The following is a 20,373-nucleotide window of genomic DNA, read 5'->3' as shown; positions in this document are numbered from 1 at the left end:
AGGAGCGTGAGTGAGTATGACCTCCGACCAAAGCAGCGGAGAGATAAAGTCGCACAGTTCCAAATTCGCTGACGGAGCATCGAAAGCCTGCGAGATACAGCAGGCAGAAAACTGCGCGACAGCGCAACAAAAATAACAAGCATTGTATTTTGCGCCGCACACGGACGAAAATACCAAATGCTTGTTGGGGACACCCCAAGCCCCGAAAAAAGACCGCACAGCGGTCAGAATAAAATCGGCTTACGCCGAAATAAAAAAAGGAGACACCACTATGGAAACCGAGAAAAAGAAACGGACAGGCTTGCCCAGCAGATACAGAAAAAGCGGCAGAGCCAAAAGACACTCGACCGCTATTTACAGAACGAACAGGCTGCCAAGAGAAAGAAAAATCAGCTTGAATAAAAATACGGCAGGGAGAATGGTTCTCCTTGCCGTGGGGATGTATTATTCATTATTGGAAAACATTTTTACAATTATATCCGTATATTTTTCCGGTTGTTCAAACCAAGTCAGATGTGCGCAGTCAAAAAGGATCTCGGTGCTGCCGTCCGGTGCATTGTCTGCGAACAATTTTTGTTCATATCTCCCGCAGGTCATGTCATACTCGCCAACTATCAATAGCTGCGGTTTTACAATATCTGCAAGATACGGAAGGTAGTCAACATAGAAGTCCTCCGAGTCAAAAAGCTTCTTCCTGAAATCGACAAATTTACCCCAGCAATCCTCTGTTACCATCGGGTCGGGGATATGAGTGTTGACATAGTCGTTATATCTGCTATTCTCTATTACATGACAATACTGCTGTACGGCTTCATTCATATCTATTGACATTGCCTTTTTAAAGGCTTCTCTTGAAGAAAGCGCACTATCAAGTATTTCTTTGCAAAGTGCTGTCTGGTCGGAAACGCCGTCTCGCTCAAAGCATGGCAAGGTCGCTTCTGCTATGGCTCTTGCTGTATGCAAAGCACTCCACATCGGGCAATCGTATATAACAGCATCAATACTGTCGGGGTAAGTGTGAGCATAGATGAGTGCAAGCATTCCGCCAAAGGAATGTCCGAGCGGTATCCAACTGTCTATTCCAAGAGCCACCCTCATTTGCTCGGTCATCTGAACAAGGTCGTTCACGCTAAGCGGCTCATCGCCAACTGCATCGGAACGGAATACGCCATACTGATCAAAGCTGATGACATGAAAAGTCTCACCGAGCTTTTTAGCCTGATAGGTATATGTAAGGCAACTCTCTCCCGGACCGCCGTGTAAATAAATGAGCGTAGGTGCCTGACCAATGCCGTATTCTTCGTAATAGATCTTCTTGCCGGAAATTGTTAAGTAAGGCATATTGTCACTCCCAATCTGATGCTGAAAGAAGATCAGCGTTTTATGGAATATACACACTCTTAGCGTTTACTCTAATATAATTATACATCATCACCGCCAATAAGTCAACCATAGTAACGACAGTTGCAATCGATTTTATAAGCGGGTCAGAGAAAGTTGTAATAATTATCTGCGTATAAAACAAACAGACCTTGATAATTATGTGTATCATTCACATAGAATATCGGTCATGGGGTATCTTCCCGCTTGTTTTTATTCGAGTAAGATCATTCAACTGACATGAGTAAAATTCTCCCCATGTTTCTATTGAATAAGAAGTTGAGATGTGCTATAATATACCCATAAATTCGGGAGGAGGAATAACGATGGCAGTTAATGAGCCCAAGAAACTTGCGATAATATACATACTGAAAGTCCTTGAAAGCTGCAGCAGTCCTGAAAAAAGGTATTCACAGCAGCAGATAATTGATCTGGTATACGATGAATACGGTATGAAGCTTGACCGCAAGACCATACGACATAATCTATCCATGCTTATCGAAGCAGGTTTTCCGCTGAAATACGAGGAATATCACCGTACAAATAAGGACGGCCAGCAAGAAAATATACTGACCAACTGGTACTACGATCACGAACGTAAGTGGGACGAAAGTGAGCTGAAGGTCATGATCGACAGTTTGCTTTTTTCAAACTATCTTCCTCCGAAACAGTGTCATGAGCTGGTGAAAAAGATTGCTGAGCTTGGAGATGAGGGATCTCAAAAACATCTGGCTAATTCTTTTGGTACTGTGCAGCAGCGTCCTGTGAATAAGTCGCTGTTCTACAATATCTCCGTTCTCAGTGAAGCGGTAGCTGCCAGGAAAAAGGTGACATTCCACTACTGCGACTACGACACAGATCTGAAGCTGCATCCCCGTTCTGACAGTGAAGGCAGTCCTAAGCTTTACACCATAAGCCCGTACAAGCTGCTTTCAATGAATGGGAGATACTATATGCTTGGTAAGAACGATACCCATGATGACATCAGTACATTCCGTATCGACAGGATAAAAGATATAGAGATGACCAGGATTAATGCTGTATCTGTGCGTGTGATCAAGGGACTTGAAAACGGTATCGATCTCGCAGAGTTCACCGCCGAACACCCGAATATGTGGGGCGGTGATGTATGCACCTGTACGTTCATCTGCCCGAGATATATTATGGATGATATAGTTGACTGGTTCGGCAGCAGGGCAAATATCCGTCAGCTCGAAAATGATATGCTGGAGATACGTGTGCGTATCAGCGAGGGTGCTATGAAGCACTGGGCGATACAGTATGCTGACTGTGTCGAGGTGAAATCTCCGAAGCGCGTGAGGGAAGATATTGCCGTAACTCTGAGAGAAGCGGCAGACAGGTACAAGTGAATCAAGGCATAAATTTGTTTTATATTTTAATTTGTTTGTAAACGTTGACATTTTGTTATTCTTGTGATATAATGTATAAAAAGCTATGTTTAAAATTGTAATATAGAAATGGAGTGATTTTATGGCTCTAATTAAATGTCCAAATTGCTTTAATGATGTTAGTAACAAGGCAACAAAATGTCCTAGATGTGGTTTTGCTATGCAATCAATAAGTGAATCTGATACTATACTTTGCGAAGAATGTAATTTGGCAATTCCAAATGGATCTGAAATATGTCCTCACTGTGGCTGTCCAGCTCCAAATACCAATAAACCCCAAAAAGTTGAAGTAGTTTCTGTAAATGTTTCAAAATCTCACAAAAAAACAATCATCATAGCTGTAATTACTGCAATAATTATCTGCGGAGGTGTACTTACAGCGAATATTATTCATGACAAACAAGAACAGATAAAAGTGGAGCAACAAGAGAAAGAGGAAAAAGAAAAGATTGCTCAAGCAGAAGAAACTTATCAGTCTGATTTAGAGTCTGCTGTATTTTTAATGCTCTCTGGTGCAGCTGATGCTGAATCTGCTGGAGGACTAATTCACGATGTTTGGTCAGATACCATCTATGAAGAAAGAAATACCGACACATTAAAATATACGATGAAAAATGGTAAATTTAATGACGACTTTAATGATTCTCTTTCATCTCTATTTAGTGATACTTCATTTAAGAACAAAATCTCAAATATTGAATCTAATCAAGATAGTGTAAAAGAATTGATGAAAAAACTAACTAATCCACCCGACAAATATGCAGACGCATATGATGCACTAAAAAATTACTATGATTCCTATCTTGAGTTAACAGAACTAGTTACTAACCCTAAAGGTAGTTTAACAAGCTATACTAGTTCATTTAATGAAGCAGACAGTAGTGTATTAAAGTATTATCAAGCTATGGATATGTATTTAGGTTAATATACTATACTTGTTGAATGTATTTGGAAGATTATCTTTAAGTACAAAAATGAGTCTATCCCGATACTATTTGGTGTCGGGATATTTCATGCTTTTTAACAGGCATTACATATGGATGGTTCAAATATTTTGAATTTATTACGTGAGTTATTTAAGAATAACAAATGTTGCTGGAACAAATGCTATAACCAAAAATTTATCATAATATTTTATCCCCGACACCCCCATCGGGGATATTTTACACCCTCTAACACATATCCGTTTTTCTCCCCATACCATATGCTATAATAATGATAACAACGAACAACAGACCCCAAGACTTCAACAAAACAGGAGTAAATCTCATAAATGATATCGTTGACCGGTTTAACACGGTGGCGAATATCGCACATCTGTCGATGGATCTGTTCTCGAAATCCCTGCGCAGTAAGATAGGCAAGACACTTAGAGAAGCGGCTGACAGATACAAGTGAAAAGGTGCGCACATATGGGTTTTATTATCAACGGAGATTTCCTCGAAAAGTACACCAAAGAAGAGGGCGTGACAAGGGCGGTCATTCCCGAGGGCGTTAAGGACATCAGGTATCATGCTTTCGATGATCGTGACGAACTTACTTCCATTCATATCCCCAACAGCCTCTACCCCTGGGAAGAAGGCGAGATAAATTTTGCTCTGTGGAACTGCGATGAGCTTGTTGAGATAACTGCAAACGAAGATAATCCCAACTATGTGAGCGTGGACGGCGTTCTGTACAGCAGGGACATGACCGCGCTGATACGCTGTCCGAACGCTATCGATACGAAACGATTCGTGATACCCGATACGGTGATCGATATACTGGATGACGCTTTCGCAGGGTGCTATAACATCGAGGAAATCGTCATTCCGTCTTCGGTAAAGCTGATCTGTCCCGGTGCCTTTACTGAGTGTTCTTCGTTAAAAAAGGTAGTGTTCCCGAACTATATGCCCTTTTCTATCAACGACGATATGTTCATGTTCTGTACAGCTCTGGAAGAGATAACCATTCCCGCAGGAGTGACTTCATTATATACGCAGGTTTTTAACGGCTGTACATCGCTGAAAAAGATCACCATTGGAAAAGATGTGGATGATTTCGACGATCTTTCATTAAGTGCGCCTGCTCTTGAAGAGTTTGAAGTTGACCTGTTCAACCAGCACTATACCAGCAGTAAAGGAATTCTTTATAATAATGAAAAGACTATCCTGCTGAGATGCCCCGTGGAAAAAAGCGGTGATATCATCATTCCCGAAAGCGTCACGCAGATAGGTGATGAGCATTCATTCGGTGGATTTATTGGCTGCCGCAAGGTGAAGACTATCTACGTGCCCGCAAGCATGAAGCGTATAAGAAAAGATGCTTTTCAGTATTGTTCAGCAAAAGTGACCTACGAAGACAAGGATTCCATTGAGTTTTTTAAGGCGGAGAGGTTTTGATATTTAAAATTTGTTATATATTTGAATTAGTTTATTTACATTGACTTTTGCTTGCGGGTGTGGTATAATAGGGTTATAGCTTAGGCCTTGGACGTAGAGTTTGAAAATATGAATGGAGGAGGGATTATAATGGATACCCATGAGAAAAATCGTATTATCTTTAATGAAGCAAAAAAATACTTGGAGCAAAATGCAAATTCGTTGAAATATCAGCAATACTTTATTATGCCTAAAATTGATACATTAGAAGAAGCATTCGAAGTAGCTGTTAGTTCCGTCAGAGACATTACCGTTATTAGTGGTGTTATACATTATAACGAAAACTATTCAATAATCAAGGAATGCCTATTTGATTTTGATTATAAGAAAGTTCTTAATCAATACGGCTCTGGAAAAGACGAACGCTATCAAAAGCTTTATAGACTTTTTCGTGACAAAATAATTTAAGACGGAGAAGATACCCCAAATAATTCTTGGTGTAAATTTGCAAGAAACATATGTGGAGTAGCAGACTATCTTTCTAACTTTAATTCCATTGAAGAATTGCTTTGCTATTTAAATCAACCCAATAATACTGATGAAAGAATACAGCTTGCGAAAGAAATCGTTTCTCGAAATATTTTTCTTTGGAAATTTAAAATGGTATGTAATTGGTTAAAAGACATTGGAGCAAATGGTTTTGCAAAACCTGATAATGTTTTAACTTATATTTTGACAGGACTTAAATTAGCAGATGATAATGACGAATCTGTATTTAAGGCAGTGAATTTAATGGCTGAAGATACAAATACATCTGTTTTTATTATAGATAGAGTTCTTTGGCTTATAGGAACAAGTGATGCATCTGTAATAAAGGAGATTGAAAGAAAAAGAGGAAGTAATAAAGAAGATTTTGTTAAAATTGTGTTGAGCAAGATAAACGATAATTAATTATAAGGTATAAAGAATTTATAAGTTAAAGGGAACAGACAAGTTGCTGTTCCCTGATTTTTTTAGAGCAGACACACCGCCGCTTTTCTCCCCATCCCATATGATATACTATATACCGAAGTCGAAAATGCTTCGGTATATTTTTCACCCGAAAGGAGCAAAAATCATGCGTATACTTAATATCCACGGCTACAACGGAAGCCCCGAGAACAGCGCTTATAAGGCGCTTGCAAAACTTGGTCACGAGATCATCTCACCCGCTTTTGACTATGAAAACGAGTCGCCCGACGATATCATGGGCAGGCTTCGCAGTATTGCTGAGGAAAAGTCTCCCGATATCATTGTCGGCACAAGTCTGGGAGGTTTTTATGCGGCGGCGCTGTCCGTGAAAAGTGATATCCCCGTGATACTGGTGAACCCGTTCCTCATGGCTTTTCTGGCTTTTCCCGAGTATACAAAATACATGATAGGACTGTTCGGTGAGTTTTCAAAGCTCAAAAGCGAAAAAGTCAGCTGTATCATAGGTTCGCAGGATGAAGTGCTGGGAGATCACGAATTTACAAAAGATCTTCTGGATAATCCCCGTTTTCGCATCATCGAGGGCGGCAAACATTCGGGAGCGACTCTTCCACTTGAGGAATATTTCGGAGAGGTGATCAAATAACCTTGAAAAAAGGCGTGTTCTGGTTGATAAACGGCGAACTGCTGACTTTCCCATTTGACAGAAAATATCCCGAGTGCACGGCGAAGTCGGGAGATACCTACAATCATCAAAAGCTGTGGGAATCAGTCCGCCCCAAGGGCTGTAAAAAGCCTTTCGACTATTACCCGCGCGGCAGAGTTGACATTTCAAACAAAGGCAAAGCTGTGATCTATATAAGCGTGCATATCGGCGAAGAGTTTGTTACGGAGATAAAGTCAACCTTTGAAATCTCTGGCGGTGCCATTATCAGGTACGACCACAGCAGACATTATATGTGTTATCTTGACAGATGATATGAAAGGAGAAGCGTATGAACGTTACTATTCTTTCCCGTAAGCAGGCAGAAGAACTTATAGCTGAGGGCAGATTTCCTGAAAATACCGCAGTTATCAGCTTTTATGACCCTTCCATCAAGCATATAGATAAGAACTATGCCCATATCGATTACAGTGATGTCAGCGATACTGTTTTTTACAGCGAGCTTGACGACCTCGACCTTGATGTTCTTTGCGATAAGGGCTATACCTTTGATACATATTTCTCGGAAGCCGATGATATGGCGAAGTTCATATGCAATGCATATAACAGCGGAAAAGATATCATTTGTCAGTGCGAATACGGTCAAAGCAGAAGTGCGGGCTGTGCTGCAGCCATTATGGAGCACTTCTATCATAACGGTATAAAAGTTTTTGCAGACTATGCGAGGTTTCCTAATCAGCTGGTATTCAACAAGCTGTTCGATGCGCTGGAAAAGACAGAAAAGGGAGTTATATAATGAAGCGGTTTCTGAAATACATAGAAAATCAAAGACTGCTGTTCTCCTTGTGTCCTTTATATAACAGATGACGGCATCACAGCAAGTGCCTTGAAACACCTTTTCGCGGGATATGACAGCTTTTCTGCATTGTACAGGGCTGAGATATTTCACGGAGATCTTTCCAAAAACGAAACAATGCTTGATAAGGTAAGCGAGTATATCAAGCCCCACGATAGTTTAATTGGTCTGCAGCAAAGTCCGTCAGGAAGGATTTGAGAACGAATATTTGCACGCATATATTCAACATCAGCTTCCCGATCAAAATAATGTTCGGAGTCATGGGTGTTTATAAAGTCTTCCATTTTGTGTATTTTTACTCTATCTATATATTCTACATATGCTAATGTCATTTCGGGACTAGCATGATGAAGTTGTTCTTTTTTAGTTCATCACTGTATGTAGCATAAATCTGTGTAGAGGATAAATTCTTATGCCGCAAATATGCCTGGATATCAACCATCTGCCATCCAGCTTCAAGTTTTTCAGTTGCAAAACCGTGTCGTAACATATGAGGATGTACTTTATAGCCTACTTTCTTAGAAAGTCTGGCAAAGAGCTTCTCAACATTGTCTGCCTTCATTGGCTTACCCTCATTTGTTCCCGTAAGGTCAGAAATAGGTAATCAGAATCATACTTAGATATGTCGTATGTTAAATAATCAATAATCAAATCTATGACATATCGAGGAAGTTTTATTAATCCGCCTGCATAATTCTTTACTCTAGCGTTATTTTCTGGATTTATTCGAGGGATAATTTTGACTATACCATCTTCGAGATTATCAAGATCGCAGAGATGAGTACCTATTGCCTCACTTAGTCGTTCACCTCCTTCAATCATAAATGCAAGAAGTATTTGGTCTCTACGGCAACTACATACACTTTTAAGCAGCAAAAAATCATAAGCTCTTAATATACAAAAAAATAAAGAGACATGGAAAGTCGGGTGGATTACTCCCGACGATGAAGTCCATCGACTGATAAAAGTGCGTATTTAGGCGGGTTTGAGGGTATCACAACAGTTTTGACCCCAAAATAATGAAGTGCAGAAAAGAACCCTAAAACACTACTTGTAATAGAAAAGACCGATCCGTTTGGGTCGGTCTTTTAGCTTATATACATTATCATAGACAAAAGAAAAGCACCGATATCTTCACGACATCGGTGCTTTTGGATTGTTAGTGTTTTGATCCATCAACGGCAATAACCATCTGATAGAGACGGCTTGTCCGTTTTGTGTTTGTGAAGCCTCACACGACTAAAGTCGCGTGCTTCCAATAGTGTCCAATCGGACACCCCACTTTAGGCAGGCGGACTACGTTTCTACCATACAGCCTGAACTCAGAAAATTATGCTGTTTGAGCAATAAATTCCGCATTCAGGTTAACTAAGGTAGAGAACGTGCAGGTGCTTCTCTTACAGCATTGAGGGACTTTAGCCTCAATGAGCAACCTTGAATTCTCATCCAAGGATTTTAATATTTCACGTATGAAATATCTTGCCCCTATATTATACGAAGCAGATAGATCACAGTTGTAGGTCTTGCCATTTTGAAATTTGCATAGCTCATAGGTATTGAAACCACCGAATTTACCACGAAGTACAAAACCACTGCCATCGTAGGCAAGGCGTGACGTATTCCATGCACAGATATGGCTTACTCTCATACCTAGTCTGTGAGCTTTATTCGTTACAATAGACTGAACTTCCTGACTGCGCCACAGCTTGAGTTTCTGCTTTTTAGAACCGCGGACCTTACCGTTCTTGTCTAAATGCTCGAATACAATAACATCTGCATTATAAAGAACGGCTATATCTACGATGCAGGCAGCAGTTTTAGTGGCAATGTCGTGATTGATTCCTTTGGCTTTTGCCCAAAGCCTTGGTGTTTTATAGTTACCATGCTGCTGAGCTTTTTTTATACGGTTAACACAATGCATCAGATGGTCTGTTTCTTTGGTAAGCTTACAAAAATGCCTTCCAAGAATAGTGCCATCTGAACGCATTACGGAAATCGTAGCAGCGGTGTTTATTCCAAGGTCTACAGCAACAATGGTCTGTTCATACACAGATATATCTGCAAGTTTGACCTTTTCCTCAAACGGAAAGTCCAAAAACCACTCCTTGCCTCGTTTTTGAAGTGTTGGAGCGCATTGCTTGCGAAAACTGCAATGTCTGTATATATAATCCATATCAGACTTTTTAAGGTTTATCGTTATCCAGTCCCATGTATTACGGATGTAGACTTTGATCTGGGCAGTATAATCACCGGTCTGATTGTACATTCCTGTACGATACATTGACGGGAATGAATAACCTGCTTTTGGATACGACGGTTCTCTTCCGACCGGATCTTTGATCCAGTTATCGAGATTGCTTTTGTAAGATGATACCTTGCCTATAGCCTCGTTAATAGCACCACGGCGCAGATAGCTTGGCATCTTATAGAATTTGTTATCAAAGTCATAAATTGGATCGGGATTATCTTTTGTAGCATGGATCAGTGTTTCAATATATGTGAGTCTACTCACCCCTTTGAATGTAACAATGTTATCCCATTTATCAAGACATACTTTGATAAGGTAATCTACAGCATGTCTGTATACGATAACGGTCTCTTTAAAGATGTTGTTGTAATGCTTGATCTTAACGCTATAAGTCGTATATATCTGCATACTGCAGACTCCCTCCTTCTACTTGTTTTTTTGAGAATTAATGTAATCTGTTACCTGTTTAAGACTTCTGTCGCTTACAGTTGCTACAAAATACGATGGATTCCATATATATTATAGCAGATTTATTTAAGAATAAAAAATTATATATACTTAAAAGTTGTTCTGTGTTTGTGTCACGCGTGACACAAACAGAATTCAATTTTTCTTTTTATGAGGATTAAGATGCAGAAAGACAGCTGATCTTACTCACTTAGCTGTCTTTCACTTAAGAATTATAGTATCGGACATTCTTAATTGAGGCTTACAGTTTACAAGACGAAGTATATGATCAGGACTTCCTGTATTTTGTTGCTCTTACGATATGGTATTACAATGAATATACATACCCTCGACCATGCACAACAGAATGTCTAGAAATGCCGCCTAACTCATGACTAAAGTCACGAGTTAGGCGGCAAAATCGTCAAATCAGATCAATGCCGTATTATTACCTTACAGTAACGGTGACAGCATTTTTGATTGCGTTATTTACGTCCCATTTTCCGTTTACCTTTGCAGCGATAGCTACTTTGTAGCTCATGCCAGGTGTCAGGTTCTTAGGAGTTACATAAGATGTAATCGAACCTGAGATTGACTGGGTCTGGATCCTCCATTTGCCTGCCAGATAAACTGCGATACCGTAGTTCTGTGCATTGGGAACTGCGCTCCATGTGAACTGCACCTGATGATACTGAGTGCTGTAGTTCACTTTGATATTTGTAGGATAAGTATATTCGGGCTGATAAGGGTTGGTGGAACCGCCGTTATTACCGTTTGCATTTATGGTTGTACCTGCTGGTGCACCGATCACTTCATCAACGTAGAATGAAGTGGTAGAGCTGTCAGTCTCAACATAGATCTGAACATTTGATGCGCCAGCGGGGATCGTAAAGTTCTTATTTGCAAGCTGTACCCACTTGCCCTTTGAAACTGTTTCAGTAGCGATCTTTGTGTAATTTGTCGTTCCGCTTGCATCGGTATACTGCATAGTGAAGTGGAACTTATCAGTTGCATCACCGCTGAGGTAGGATACCATAGCACTGAAGCTGTACGCATTGCCTGCCTTGAATGTAGTGGAATCAAGTGTATAGATTGCACCGTTCCATGCGCTCTGTCTTCCTGATACATACAGTGAGCTGCTGCCTGCGGATGCAGTATCGCTGCTGGAAGCTACGCTTGCGGAACCTCTTCCTGTGAAGCCATCGGAAGTACCTTCAAATCCACAATGGAAGTACCAACCATTCTGATCGGGCTCGATAGGCTTGATCTCTTCACTGCCGCTGCCACTGCTGCTGCTGTCGGAACCCTTGAAAGCATATCTCATGAAAGTATAAAGATGAGGCTTTACAGAGTTAGCATCATGTCCGCCGCCGGGGATAGACTGATAAACGTGGTTAACACCGTTTCTGGTGAGTATCTGGCTGTACTGCTGCGGGAAAGTACCAACAACGCCGTCGTTTGTACCGCCTGTGATCATGAATACATCAGGCTCGGGACCTACGTTTCTGAACTTCATTTCGCTTTCCTGCATACAGCCGGGGTGAACCATGAAGCTGTCCTGACCTGGTGTGATACCGGGAGCAGGGCAAGCACCGCCTACATAACCGAATACATCGGGGCGCATAAGTCCGCAGTAGATAGCCTCACGGCCGCCCATGGAGAAACCTGTGATAGCAGTATTTTCTCTGCCATCTTTTACAGAATAATTCTCCTTTATGAAAGGCAGAAGGCTTTCTGTAACGTCATAGAGGAAGTTATCGTACTCTGCACAGGTCTGCTGATTGATACCGCTGGGACCGTTCATAGTCTTACTTGTGAACATATTAGGAGTTACAACGATGAACTCCTCAGCCTTACCTGATGACATAAGACCTGTCATCAGTTCCTGAACGCCCATGCCGCTTACCATATCGTTTTCGCTTCCCATGATACCATGGAGAACGAACATTACAGGGTATTTCTTGCTTGAGATATAGTTCGGGGGCAGGATAACGTTGCACTTTTTGTTCTTGCCTGTGAACTTGCAGTAGTAGGTCTTGTTCTCGACTTTGCAGCGGCTTGTCTGTTCAACACCGCCGGGCACTGTGGTAGGCATATCGTTCTTGATCTTAGCATTGAGACCTGACTGAGCGTTGCCTCCGTTGCCTGCATCTGAGCCGATGTTCTCGTTGCCTGTGGTACCGAATCCGCCTGCGAATCCGCTCCAGTCGAAGCCCGCAGCATTAACGGTGAGAGGTATAGAAGCACCTATCATCATCAATGCAACAGTTGCACTGAGAACCTTCTTCATTTTTGAATGTTTCATTCAAATCACTCCTTTTTGATTTGTAGTCCTGTTATAACTTTAACAGGACGATACCTCCGGATGAATATCCGGGAACAGAGACACGTATATTTGTTCTTCCAAAACTTGTCATACTCCATAAAATATGACATTTTCAATTAGTCTCTTATAGTCAATATACAATATATCACAATAAAAGTAAACAACAAGTTTTTAACATCGCAATCTTTGAGTGCTAATTCGCAATAATTGATTAAATATTTTTCTATATAACAATTTTTTAATATGAATTATAAAAAATTTCAGCTGGGTCAAATCAAATTTCATACCTTAACTACAGCAGATATGTTATTTTTCATATATAAAGGGGCTGTTGCAGCCCCAACAAAGAAAAAGACGCCTGACACACCAAAAAGGTAGTGCCAGGCGTCTCATTTTGTGGTATAATGTAATTGCAAATATAACATCAAACCAACGAAAGGATTGTACCACAAAAATGAGAAATTGTCAAGTGCGTCTTAACATGAATTATGAGATCTACATCGAAGAAAGCTCACCTGTCAGAGTATTGAGCAATGTTATAGATGAGATCTATCAAAAAGAAGAATACACGATAGTAAGCAAGTGGAATGGCGCCATACCCGAGGATATCATGATGAAGATACTCATCTACGGCTACATGAACGACTCTTTTTCAAGCCGTAAGATTGAACAGCTCTGCAAAAGGGATATCCATTTCATGTGGCTTCTCGATGGCTTTGGAGCTCCGGATCACAGCACTATCTCAAGATTTCGACAGAAAATGGGAGAACAGATCGATCGTGTGTTTTACGCTGTTGTAAAGTATCTTTTGAATATGAAAGAGATAAGCGGTAAGAACCTGTTCATTGATGGCACCAAGATCGAAGCTAATGCAAACAGATATACATTCGTCTGGAAGAAGTCTGTATCCAAAAACGAACAGAAACTGCGAGCAAAACTGCCTGAGATACTTGATGAGATAAATTATGCTTATGGTGTGAGATTCCCCGAAAATACGCCAGTTTCGGATATGATCGGTACACTTTCTTCACTTATGATAAAATTTGGTATTGAACGAGTTTACGGAAAAGGACATCATAAATCAGTATATCAGAAAGCACTTGAAAAGCTTGAGGGATATCAGCAGAAAATACAGCAGTACGAACAATATAACAGCCTTTTTGACGGAAGAAACAGCTTTTCAAAGACAGATACCGATGCAACATTCATGCACATGAAGGAAGACCATATGAGAAACGGTCAGCTGAAACCCGGATACAACATACAGGCAGCAGTGGAAGGCGAGTATATTGTAGGTATAGACGTTTCAAGCGAACGGAGCGATGTAAATACGCTGATCCCGTTTCTGTCAAAGCTCAACGATCTGGAGCTGTTTGTATTGAAAAACATCATCTGTGATGCGGGTTATGAGAGCGAGGAGAACTATCTTTATCTCAGATCACATAACATGACCTCATACATAAAACCCGTAAATTATGAGCAGAGCAAAAAGCGGAATTATCGTACAAAATACGGCAGACCCGAGAATATGGAATACCACGAAATGGGCGATATTTTCGTATGCAAAGCCGGCAGGATACTTTGGAGAGTCGGGACTAAACACGAAAAAAGCAAGACGGGATTCGTTTCCGAAAAAGCTATGTACAGATGTGAAAGCTGCGAAGGTTGTCCATACAAACAGAACTGTACAAAAGCAAAAGGAAACAAGACGCTGTCTATATCGCATAAGTTCAAAGAACTGAGAACAGAAAGCCTGGAAAATATAACGACAGAATTCGGAAAACAGCTCAGAATGAACCGAAGCATACAGGCTGAAGGCGTATTCGGAGTACTGAAACAGGATCATGGCTTCAGAAGATTCCTGTGCAGGGGCAAAAATAACATCAGAACTGAGTTCCTTTTGCTGGGACTTGCATACAACATAAAGAAGCTTTTTGCTAAGATCTCAGAAAACCGACTTGGAATTTCTCTTTTTGAACTGAAATCAGCATAAAACCAGCAGAACATTACACCCCCGAGTCCTCTTTTTTGAAGAGGGCTTGGGGGTGTGCGCTCTGAAACAGCTTATTTCACCCGTTAATATGTTTTTTTACTCTGATGTTCGGATATGGTTAGAGGGTGCTGCGATTGCAACACCCCCCCAGATTGTACCATCTGCCGGTACGGAATCAGATCGCGGAGTCTCCAACATTTCTGGATCATAATAAAAAGCAATTGTTATATGAAACCATTTGAGTGAATTGTCGAATAAATAAAAATCGGATACTGAGCAGAAGATTCTGATGGTGTATACCGTGGACAAAAAATCAGCAATTGAGATAAAGACGGTGAAAATGATAATACGGTTATTGGTCAGGAGACAGGGATAATAAACAAGACCGACAGCCTGCAATAAAGCTGTCGGTCATTGTTATTTTTATTCGATCAAGCCGAGAGGCGTATCATTATTTAATGGTAACGTTGATAGCTCTGCTGTTGATGTTGCTCAGATCCCACTTGCCATTAACCTTTGCGCAAACAACGATCTTATATGTACCGTTGTTGAGCTTAGGTGAAGTATAAGAGGTAACATCGCCGTTAAGCTGTGCCTTTACGACCCATTTACCGGACTGGTAAACAGCGATTGCATACTTCTCTGCAGCATCAGCAGCCTTCCAGTTCAGACGGAACTGCTTGCCCGATACTTCGGAAGTTACAACAGGATACTTGTTAACAGACTTAGGAGTTACAACGACAGCCTTTGAAACGTCAGTATACCATTTGCCGCCGATCTTAGCAACTACTGCGACCTTGTAGTTCACACCGGGCTTAAGACCCTTGAGTACATAGGAAGTCTTGTAGCCATAATTGAGTACTGTCCATTTGCCGTTAACGTATCCGGCAATAGCGTACTTTTCAGCACCGGGAACAGCATCCCAAGTAAGCTTTACAGCACCGTTGCCCTTTTCCCACTTCTTGATCACGACAGCGGGATAATATGCAGGATAATCAGTAATAAGCTCATTCCAGCATTCCTTCTGGTTGAACTCATAGCAAGACATAAACTTGTTGATGACCAGAACATTGATCTTTGTTCTATTAGGAAGAGTGATCTTCTGCTTGGACATTCCGTTGAGCTTTAGTACTGTATAGTTGTCGGTGTTAATTACGAAACCACTGTCAGCATTGATGTTGCCGCTTACGGAAACAGTGCCAGCTTTCTGCAGAAGTCCGTAATTATTATAGATCTTGTGAATCTCAAGATCACCATTAATGTTTACCTCATCACGATCTTCTGAAAGATTCAAAATAGGAGAACAAAGATAATCAGTTCTTCCGAGGTAATAGGTACCGTTAATGTTCAGTGTACCATTATTGCAGTTGACCGTACCAGCGGAATGATTGAAATCGCCATTGATGGTGAGCTGACCGCCATTAATATCAACTTTATTAGCAATGCTGCAGTCTCCGTTAACGACAATATTGAAACCTGAAAGATCAATGTTTCCAAGCGTCAGATTTTCACTTCTAACATTAATGTCATTTTCGAAATGCTTGACATTCATGCTTCCGCTCCAGATGAGCTCGCGCTTTTCAGGATCATTTACTTTAAGTACATTGAGTATCGGACAGTTTCCGAAATAAACATTCTGGTCGGACTTTCCGTTGAGAACTAATGCATTGTAATTGTCGGTGTACATTATGAAACCACAGTCAGCATTGATGTTGCCGCTTACAGTAACAGTACCGGCTTTCTGCAGAAGTCCGTAATTATTATAGATCTTGTGAATCTCAAGATCACCATTAATGTTTACCTCATCACGATCTTCTGAAAGATTCAAAATAGGAGAACAAAGATAATCAGTTCTTCCGAGGTAATAGGTACCGTTAATGTTCAGTGTACCATTATTGCAGTTGACCGTACCAGCGGAATGATTGAAATCGCCATTGATGGTGAGCTGACCGCCATTAATATCAACTTTATTAGCAATGCTGCAGTCTCCGTTAACGACAATATTGAAACCTGAAAGATCAATGTTTCCAAGCGTCAGATTTTCACTTCTAACATTAATGTCATTTTCGAAATGCTTGACATTCATGCTTCCGCTCCAGATGAGCTCGCGCTTTTCAGGATCATTTACTTTAAGTACATTGAGTATCGGACAGTTTCCGAAATAAACATTCTGGTCGGACTTTCCGTTGAGAACTAATGCATTGTAATTGTCGGTGTACATTATGAAACCACAGTCAGCATTGATATTGCCGCTTACAGTAACAGTACCGGCTTTCTGCAGAAGTCCGTAATTATTATAGAGCTTGTGAATCTCAAGATCACCATTAATGTTTACCTCATCACGATCTTCTGAAAGATTCAAAATAGGAGAACAGAGATAATCAGTTCCTCCGAGGTAATAGGTACCGTTAATGTTCAGTGTACCATTATTGCAGTTGATCGTACCGGCGGAATGATTGAAATCGCCGTTGATGGTGAGAGAACCGCCGTCTATATCAACAGTACTAACGCTAGCAATGCTGCAGTCTCCGTTAACTACAATGTTAGAGCTTTCGAGATCAATGTTTCCAAGATTCAGACTTTCACTTCTAACATTAATGTCATTTTCTAAATGCTTGACATTAATGTTCCCGCTCCAGATGATCTCACGCTTTTCGGGATCATTTACTTTAAGTACATTGAGTATCGGACAGTTTCCGAAATAAACATTCTGGTCGGACTTTCCGTTGAGAACTAATGCATTGTAATTGTCGGTGTACATTATGAAACCACAGTCAGCATTGATATTGCCGCTTACAGAAACAGTGCCAGCTTTCTGCAGAAGTCCGTAATTGTTATAGAGCTTGTGAATCTCAAGATCACCATTAATGTTTACCTCATCACAATCTTCTGAAAGATTCAAAATAGGAGAACAAAGATAATCAGTTCCTCCGAGGTAATAGGTGCCATTAATATTCAGTATACCATTATTACAAGTAATTGTACCAGCGGAATGATTGATATCGCCATTAACGGTCAGAGTATATCCGTTCAGGTCAACATTTGCTGTAATATTAAGATTTCCGTCAACGACGGTATCTTCGGTAAGTGTTACAGCCTTGTTCCAGGTCGTGGTCTCGCTAGCTGTTGCCAGACGAGTTACGGCAACTGCTTCGCCGACGTTCTCGGAGATAACTGCCTGAGCATCATCAACTGAAGCTGCGTAGGCTGTTGCCGCAGGTGCTGCTGCGACTGTCAGTGCTACAGCACTTGCTGTAGTGATTATTTCTCTAATTCTGCATTTCATTGTATTTCCTCCTTATGCAGGTCACATAGATAAAGTTACGTCCTTACTACAAAAAGACGTGTAATATTAAAAAATATTACAAATATATTATAGCATAGCAGTTACTGTTAGTCAATCGTTACAGAACCATATTCAGAGTGTTGACAAAAAATTAACGAAAGTTGTCATAGTCAATTGTGCAGACTGCATTTATTGTCTGAAAAGTGCTGAAAAGAATGAACCGTGTATCATAGTCAGAGCGTTATTACGGAGTTTATTTATCAGGATAATTGTAATAATCTTTAAGCGGGGCGCAGTAATATTATAGTAAACGACATAATTCTCATGACATTCAGCGCTCAAAGTCACAAAATGTGCAGGACATGAGATCGCTGATTTCAGAAAGATAAGAATCGGCAGTCTCCAAAGAAACTGCCGACAATATTAGCTCGTTATTATCTTTGATACAAATTACTTTACAGTAATAGTGAATGCTCTCTTGCTGAGGTTGGAAGTATCCCACTTGCCGTTTACCTTAGCAGCGATAACTACCTTATGGGTGCTGCCAGCAGTGAGCTTGGGCGAAGTGAATGTGGTAGTGCTGCTGGGAATGGTCTGGGTAGCAACTCTCCACTTGCCTGCTGCATAGTAAGCTATGCCGTAAGCCTGTGCGTCTTCTACGGGAGTCCATGTAACTCTGAACTGGTGGTACTGCTCATTGTATTCAATGTTCTTTACTTTAGGATATACAACTTCCGAATTGAAATACATATTAGCGCTTGCCAGAACATCGTTGCCCTCGCCGATCTCAATATTATTCCACTGACTCTTCACGCCATTATATGTAACATTCTTAACACCTGAATTGTCGAATGCCTTAGCAGCAATTGTCTTGAGTGTGGAAGGCAGCTTGATGTCTACCAGTGACTTACAGCTGTTGAATGCTGCTCCGTCAATAGAAGTTACACCCTCGGGGACAGCGATAAAAGTAATGCCTGTTGTTGCAAAAGCACCCATAGGAATGGTTGTGAGTTTCTTAGAGAATATGTCTACGACTTTCAGTGCGTGGCAGTTGGTAAATGCTCTCTTGCCCAGAGTTGTAAGGTTCTCGGGAAGAGAAACGTCTTCGAGATTCTTGCAGTTAGCAAAAGCATCATTGCCGATAGAAGTCAACTTTTCACAAGAAACCAGATTCAGTACAGTCAGAGCGGAACATGAACCGAAAGCAGAATTACCGATAGTTTCCAAGTAATCGAGATCAATCTCGCTCAGGCTTGTACAGCCGAAGAATGCATAATCTTGAACATCAACAAGATGAGGCGTATACATACTTGAAAGGTTCTCGCATTTGTAGAAAGCCTTCTTACCGATAGTGGTACCGTAGAAAGAGACTTCCTTAAGGTTTGTGCACTCCTGAAAAGCGCCTGTACCGATATATTTTACATTCTGGGGGAAATTGAAAGCGGCAATGCTTGTGCATCTCTGGAATGTACCCTCTTCGATACCGTCATAGTTACAAGGAAGAGCAATTTCTTCAAGGCTTGTGCAGTTGGCGAAAGCACCGCGACCGATAGTACTGGATTTTACACGATTGCTAAGATCTATAGTTTTAAGAGCGGTACAATTGCAGAATGCAAATTCACCGATCTCATTGATCTCATTATCATAGCTGGAACAATGAACCTCTGTTATATACTCATTGCCCATGAAAGCTTTGTCACCGATCTTGGTAACAGCCTTGCCATTGATCTTAGCGGGGATCTCTACTACGCTTGCTGTACCTTCAAACTTTACGAGACATAAAGTGCCGTCGGAAAGTTCCTCATAGTCGAAATTGCCGCTTACAACATTAGCGCTTGCTGTGATAGCGGTATCAGCAATAACATTGCCGATAGCTGTGCCTGGTACGCTTGCAGCGACACTCATGATCGCCAGCACACTTGCGAGAGTGGACTTCATAATTTTGTTTGCCATAATGTTTTGTCTCCTTTTTATAAGTGTTTAAAATAATTGCTCGGAAACAGCAAATATTTACTGTTATCCTTGCGAGGTAATTGTATCACATCGCATTCGGGTTTTCAATAATTTTATTTTTGAGGATTTTTAAATAAATATCACAAATTCATACAGTATATTATGAATAACAAAAGTCATATAAAAGATTGTTTCGCCTTTGGACATCGTTAACAAATTAACGAACTGCCCTAGCCTTACTTGCCGAGTAAAATATTACCTGTATATCCCTTTATCATACCGCCACAAAATGATAAATAATAGCTGTTATTGTTTATCGGAACATAATAAATATCATCGGAATGTAATTTAAAGCAACATTACTTTAAGGCTATAATTGTGTTTATATAGCCGATCGTATACTCATATCAGATGCGGTCTTTTTTGCTTGATTGACATTATTATTTTAAATGATATTAACATATTATCTTTCTGAATATGTT

At 40.6% G+C, this 20,373-nt stretch carries 19 protein-coding genes; 12 read left to right on the top strand and 7 right to left on the bottom strand.

The window, feature by feature from the left end; translation table 11 throughout:
* Positions 1-177: 177 nt before the first annotated feature.
* A complete protein-coding gene (locus tag N773_RS0107895) occupies positions 178-402 on the top strand; it encodes a hypothetical protein (RefSeq protein WP_024857287.1) in 225 nt (74 codons plus the stop codon).
* A gap of 42 nt (positions 403-444) precedes the next feature.
* Here the strand turns inward: N773_RS0107895 and N773_RS21185 are convergent, their stop codons facing one another.
* Positions 445-1,341 (bottom strand): alpha/beta fold hydrolase, encoded by an 897-nt coding sequence (locus tag N773_RS21185; protein WP_024857286.1) that lies wholly within the window; start codon positions 1,339-1,341, stop codon positions 445-447.
* A gap of 365 nt (positions 1,342-1,706) precedes the next feature.
* Here N773_RS21185 and N773_RS0107885 point away from each other — a divergent pair, with 365 nt between their 5' ends.
* The 10 genes from N773_RS0107885 to N773_RS22555 all read left to right on the top strand — a co-directional run bounded on the left by N773_RS0107885 (position 1,707) and on the right by N773_RS22555 (position 7,836).
* Positions 1,707-2,750: a helix-turn-helix transcriptional regulator gene (locus tag N773_RS0107885; RefSeq protein WP_024857285.1), complete on the top strand. Its 1,044-nt coding sequence runs from the start codon at positions 1,707-1,709 to the stop codon at positions 2,748-2,750.
* Between the two features lie 121 nt (positions 2,751-2,871).
* Positions 2,872-3,714, top strand: a complete 843-nt coding sequence (locus N773_RS21180) for a zinc ribbon domain-containing protein (protein WP_024857284.1) — start codon at positions 2,872-2,874, stop codon at positions 3,712-3,714.
* Positions 3,715-4,004: 290 nt separating this feature from the next.
* Positions 4,005-4,187, top strand: coding sequence for a hypothetical protein (locus N773_RS22210; protein WP_155250868.1), 183 nt, complete (start codon positions 4,005-4,007; stop codon positions 4,185-4,187).
* A 14-nt stretch (positions 4,188-4,201) separates the two neighbouring features.
* Entirely contained in the window at positions 4,202-5,170 is a 969-nt protein-coding gene (locus N773_RS0107875) for a leucine-rich repeat domain-containing protein (protein ID WP_024857283.1), read from the top strand.
* Between the two features lie 129 nt (positions 5,171-5,299).
* Positions 5,300-5,617: a hypothetical protein gene (locus N773_RS0107870; RefSeq protein ID WP_024857282.1), complete on the top strand. Its 318-nt coding sequence runs from the start codon at positions 5,300-5,302 to the stop codon at positions 5,615-5,617.
* Between the two features lie 192 nt (positions 5,618-5,809).
* On the top strand, positions 5,810-6,100 hold the full coding sequence (locus N773_RS0107865) for a hypothetical protein (RefSeq protein ID WP_024857281.1): 291 nt from the start codon (positions 5,810-5,812) through the stop codon (positions 6,098-6,100).
* A 166-nt stretch (positions 6,101-6,266) separates the two neighbouring features.
* The gene (locus N773_RS0107860) at positions 6,267-6,764 is read left to right on the top strand and encodes a YqiA/YcfP family alpha/beta fold hydrolase (protein WP_024857280.1); all 498 of its coding nucleotides are present in this window, start codon (positions 6,267-6,269) and stop codon (positions 6,762-6,764) included.
* 14 nt (positions 6,765-6,778) lie between these two features.
* Positions 6,779-7,096: a hypothetical protein gene (locus N773_RS0107855; RefSeq protein WP_242840363.1), complete on the top strand. Its 318-nt coding sequence runs from the start codon at positions 6,779-6,781 to the stop codon at positions 7,094-7,096.
* Between the two features lie 17 nt (positions 7,097-7,113).
* The gene (locus N773_RS0107850) at positions 7,114-7,578 is read left to right on the top strand and encodes a hypothetical protein (RefSeq protein WP_024857278.1); all 465 of its coding nucleotides are present in this window, start codon (positions 7,114-7,116) and stop codon (positions 7,576-7,578) included.
* Positions 7,579-7,668: 90 nt separating this feature from the next.
* On the top strand, positions 7,669-7,836 hold the full coding sequence (locus tag N773_RS22555) for a hypothetical protein (protein ID WP_196231611.1): 168 nt from the start codon (positions 7,669-7,671) through the stop codon (positions 7,834-7,836).
* Between the two features lie 130 nt (positions 7,837-7,966).
* Here the strand turns inward: N773_RS22555 and N773_RS0107845 are convergent, their stop codons facing one another.
* The 4 genes from N773_RS0107845 to N773_RS21810 all read right to left on the bottom strand — a co-directional run bounded on the left by N773_RS0107845 (position 7,967) and on the right by N773_RS21810 (position 12,638).
* On the bottom strand, positions 7,967-8,200 hold the full coding sequence (locus N773_RS0107845) for a site-specific integrase (protein ID WP_024857277.1): 234 nt from the start codon (positions 8,198-8,200) through the stop codon (positions 7,967-7,969).
* A gap of 768 nt (positions 8,201-8,968) precedes the next feature.
* Positions 8,969-10,294: an IS200/IS605 family element transposase accessory protein TnpB gene (locus N773_RS0107835; RefSeq protein ID WP_024857275.1), complete on the bottom strand. Its 1,326-nt coding sequence runs from the start codon at positions 10,292-10,294 to the stop codon at positions 8,969-8,971.
* A gap of 18 nt (positions 10,295-10,312) precedes the next feature.
* Positions 10,313-10,402: a transposase gene (locus N773_RS23495; protein ID WP_242840430.1), complete on the bottom strand. Its 90-nt coding sequence runs from the start codon at positions 10,400-10,402 to the stop codon at positions 10,313-10,315.
* A gap of 379 nt (positions 10,403-10,781) precedes the next feature.
* Entirely contained in the window at positions 10,782-12,638 is a 1,857-nt protein-coding gene (locus N773_RS21810; RefSeq protein ID WP_024857274.1) for a carbohydrate binding domain-containing protein, read from the bottom strand.
* A gap of 475 nt (positions 12,639-13,113) precedes the next feature.
* On the opposite strand from N773_RS21810, the gene N773_RS0107825 reads away from it, so the two are divergent.
* Positions 13,114-14,652, top strand: a complete 1,539-nt coding sequence (locus N773_RS0107825) for an IS1182 family transposase (protein WP_043537851.1) — start codon at positions 13,114-13,116, stop codon at positions 14,650-14,652.
* A gap of 451 nt (positions 14,653-15,103) precedes the next feature.
* Here the strand turns inward: N773_RS0107825 and N773_RS0107820 are convergent, their stop codons facing one another.
* Positions 15,104-17,938 carry a fibronectin type III domain-containing protein gene (locus N773_RS0107820; protein ID WP_024857272.1) on the bottom strand — a complete coding sequence of 945 codons (2,835 nt, stop codon included), beginning with the start codon at positions 17,936-17,938 and terminating at the stop codon, positions 15,104-15,106.
* 450 nt (positions 17,939-18,388) lie between these two features.
* A complete protein-coding gene (locus tag N773_RS0107815) occupies positions 18,389-19,891 on the bottom strand; it encodes a leucine-rich repeat domain-containing protein (RefSeq protein ID WP_024857271.1) in 1,503 nt (500 codons plus the stop codon).
* Positions 19,892-20,373: the final 482 nt, after the last annotated feature.

This window comes from Ruminococcus albus AD2013, from assembly GCF_000526775.1.
In the GTDB taxonomy this organism is placed as follows: Bacteria; Bacillota; Clostridia; order Oscillospirales; family Ruminococcaceae; genus Hominimerdicola; species Hominimerdicola alba_A.
Note: the sequence above shows the minus strand (reverse complement) of the source record. Positions and strands in the feature narration are given on the sequence as shown.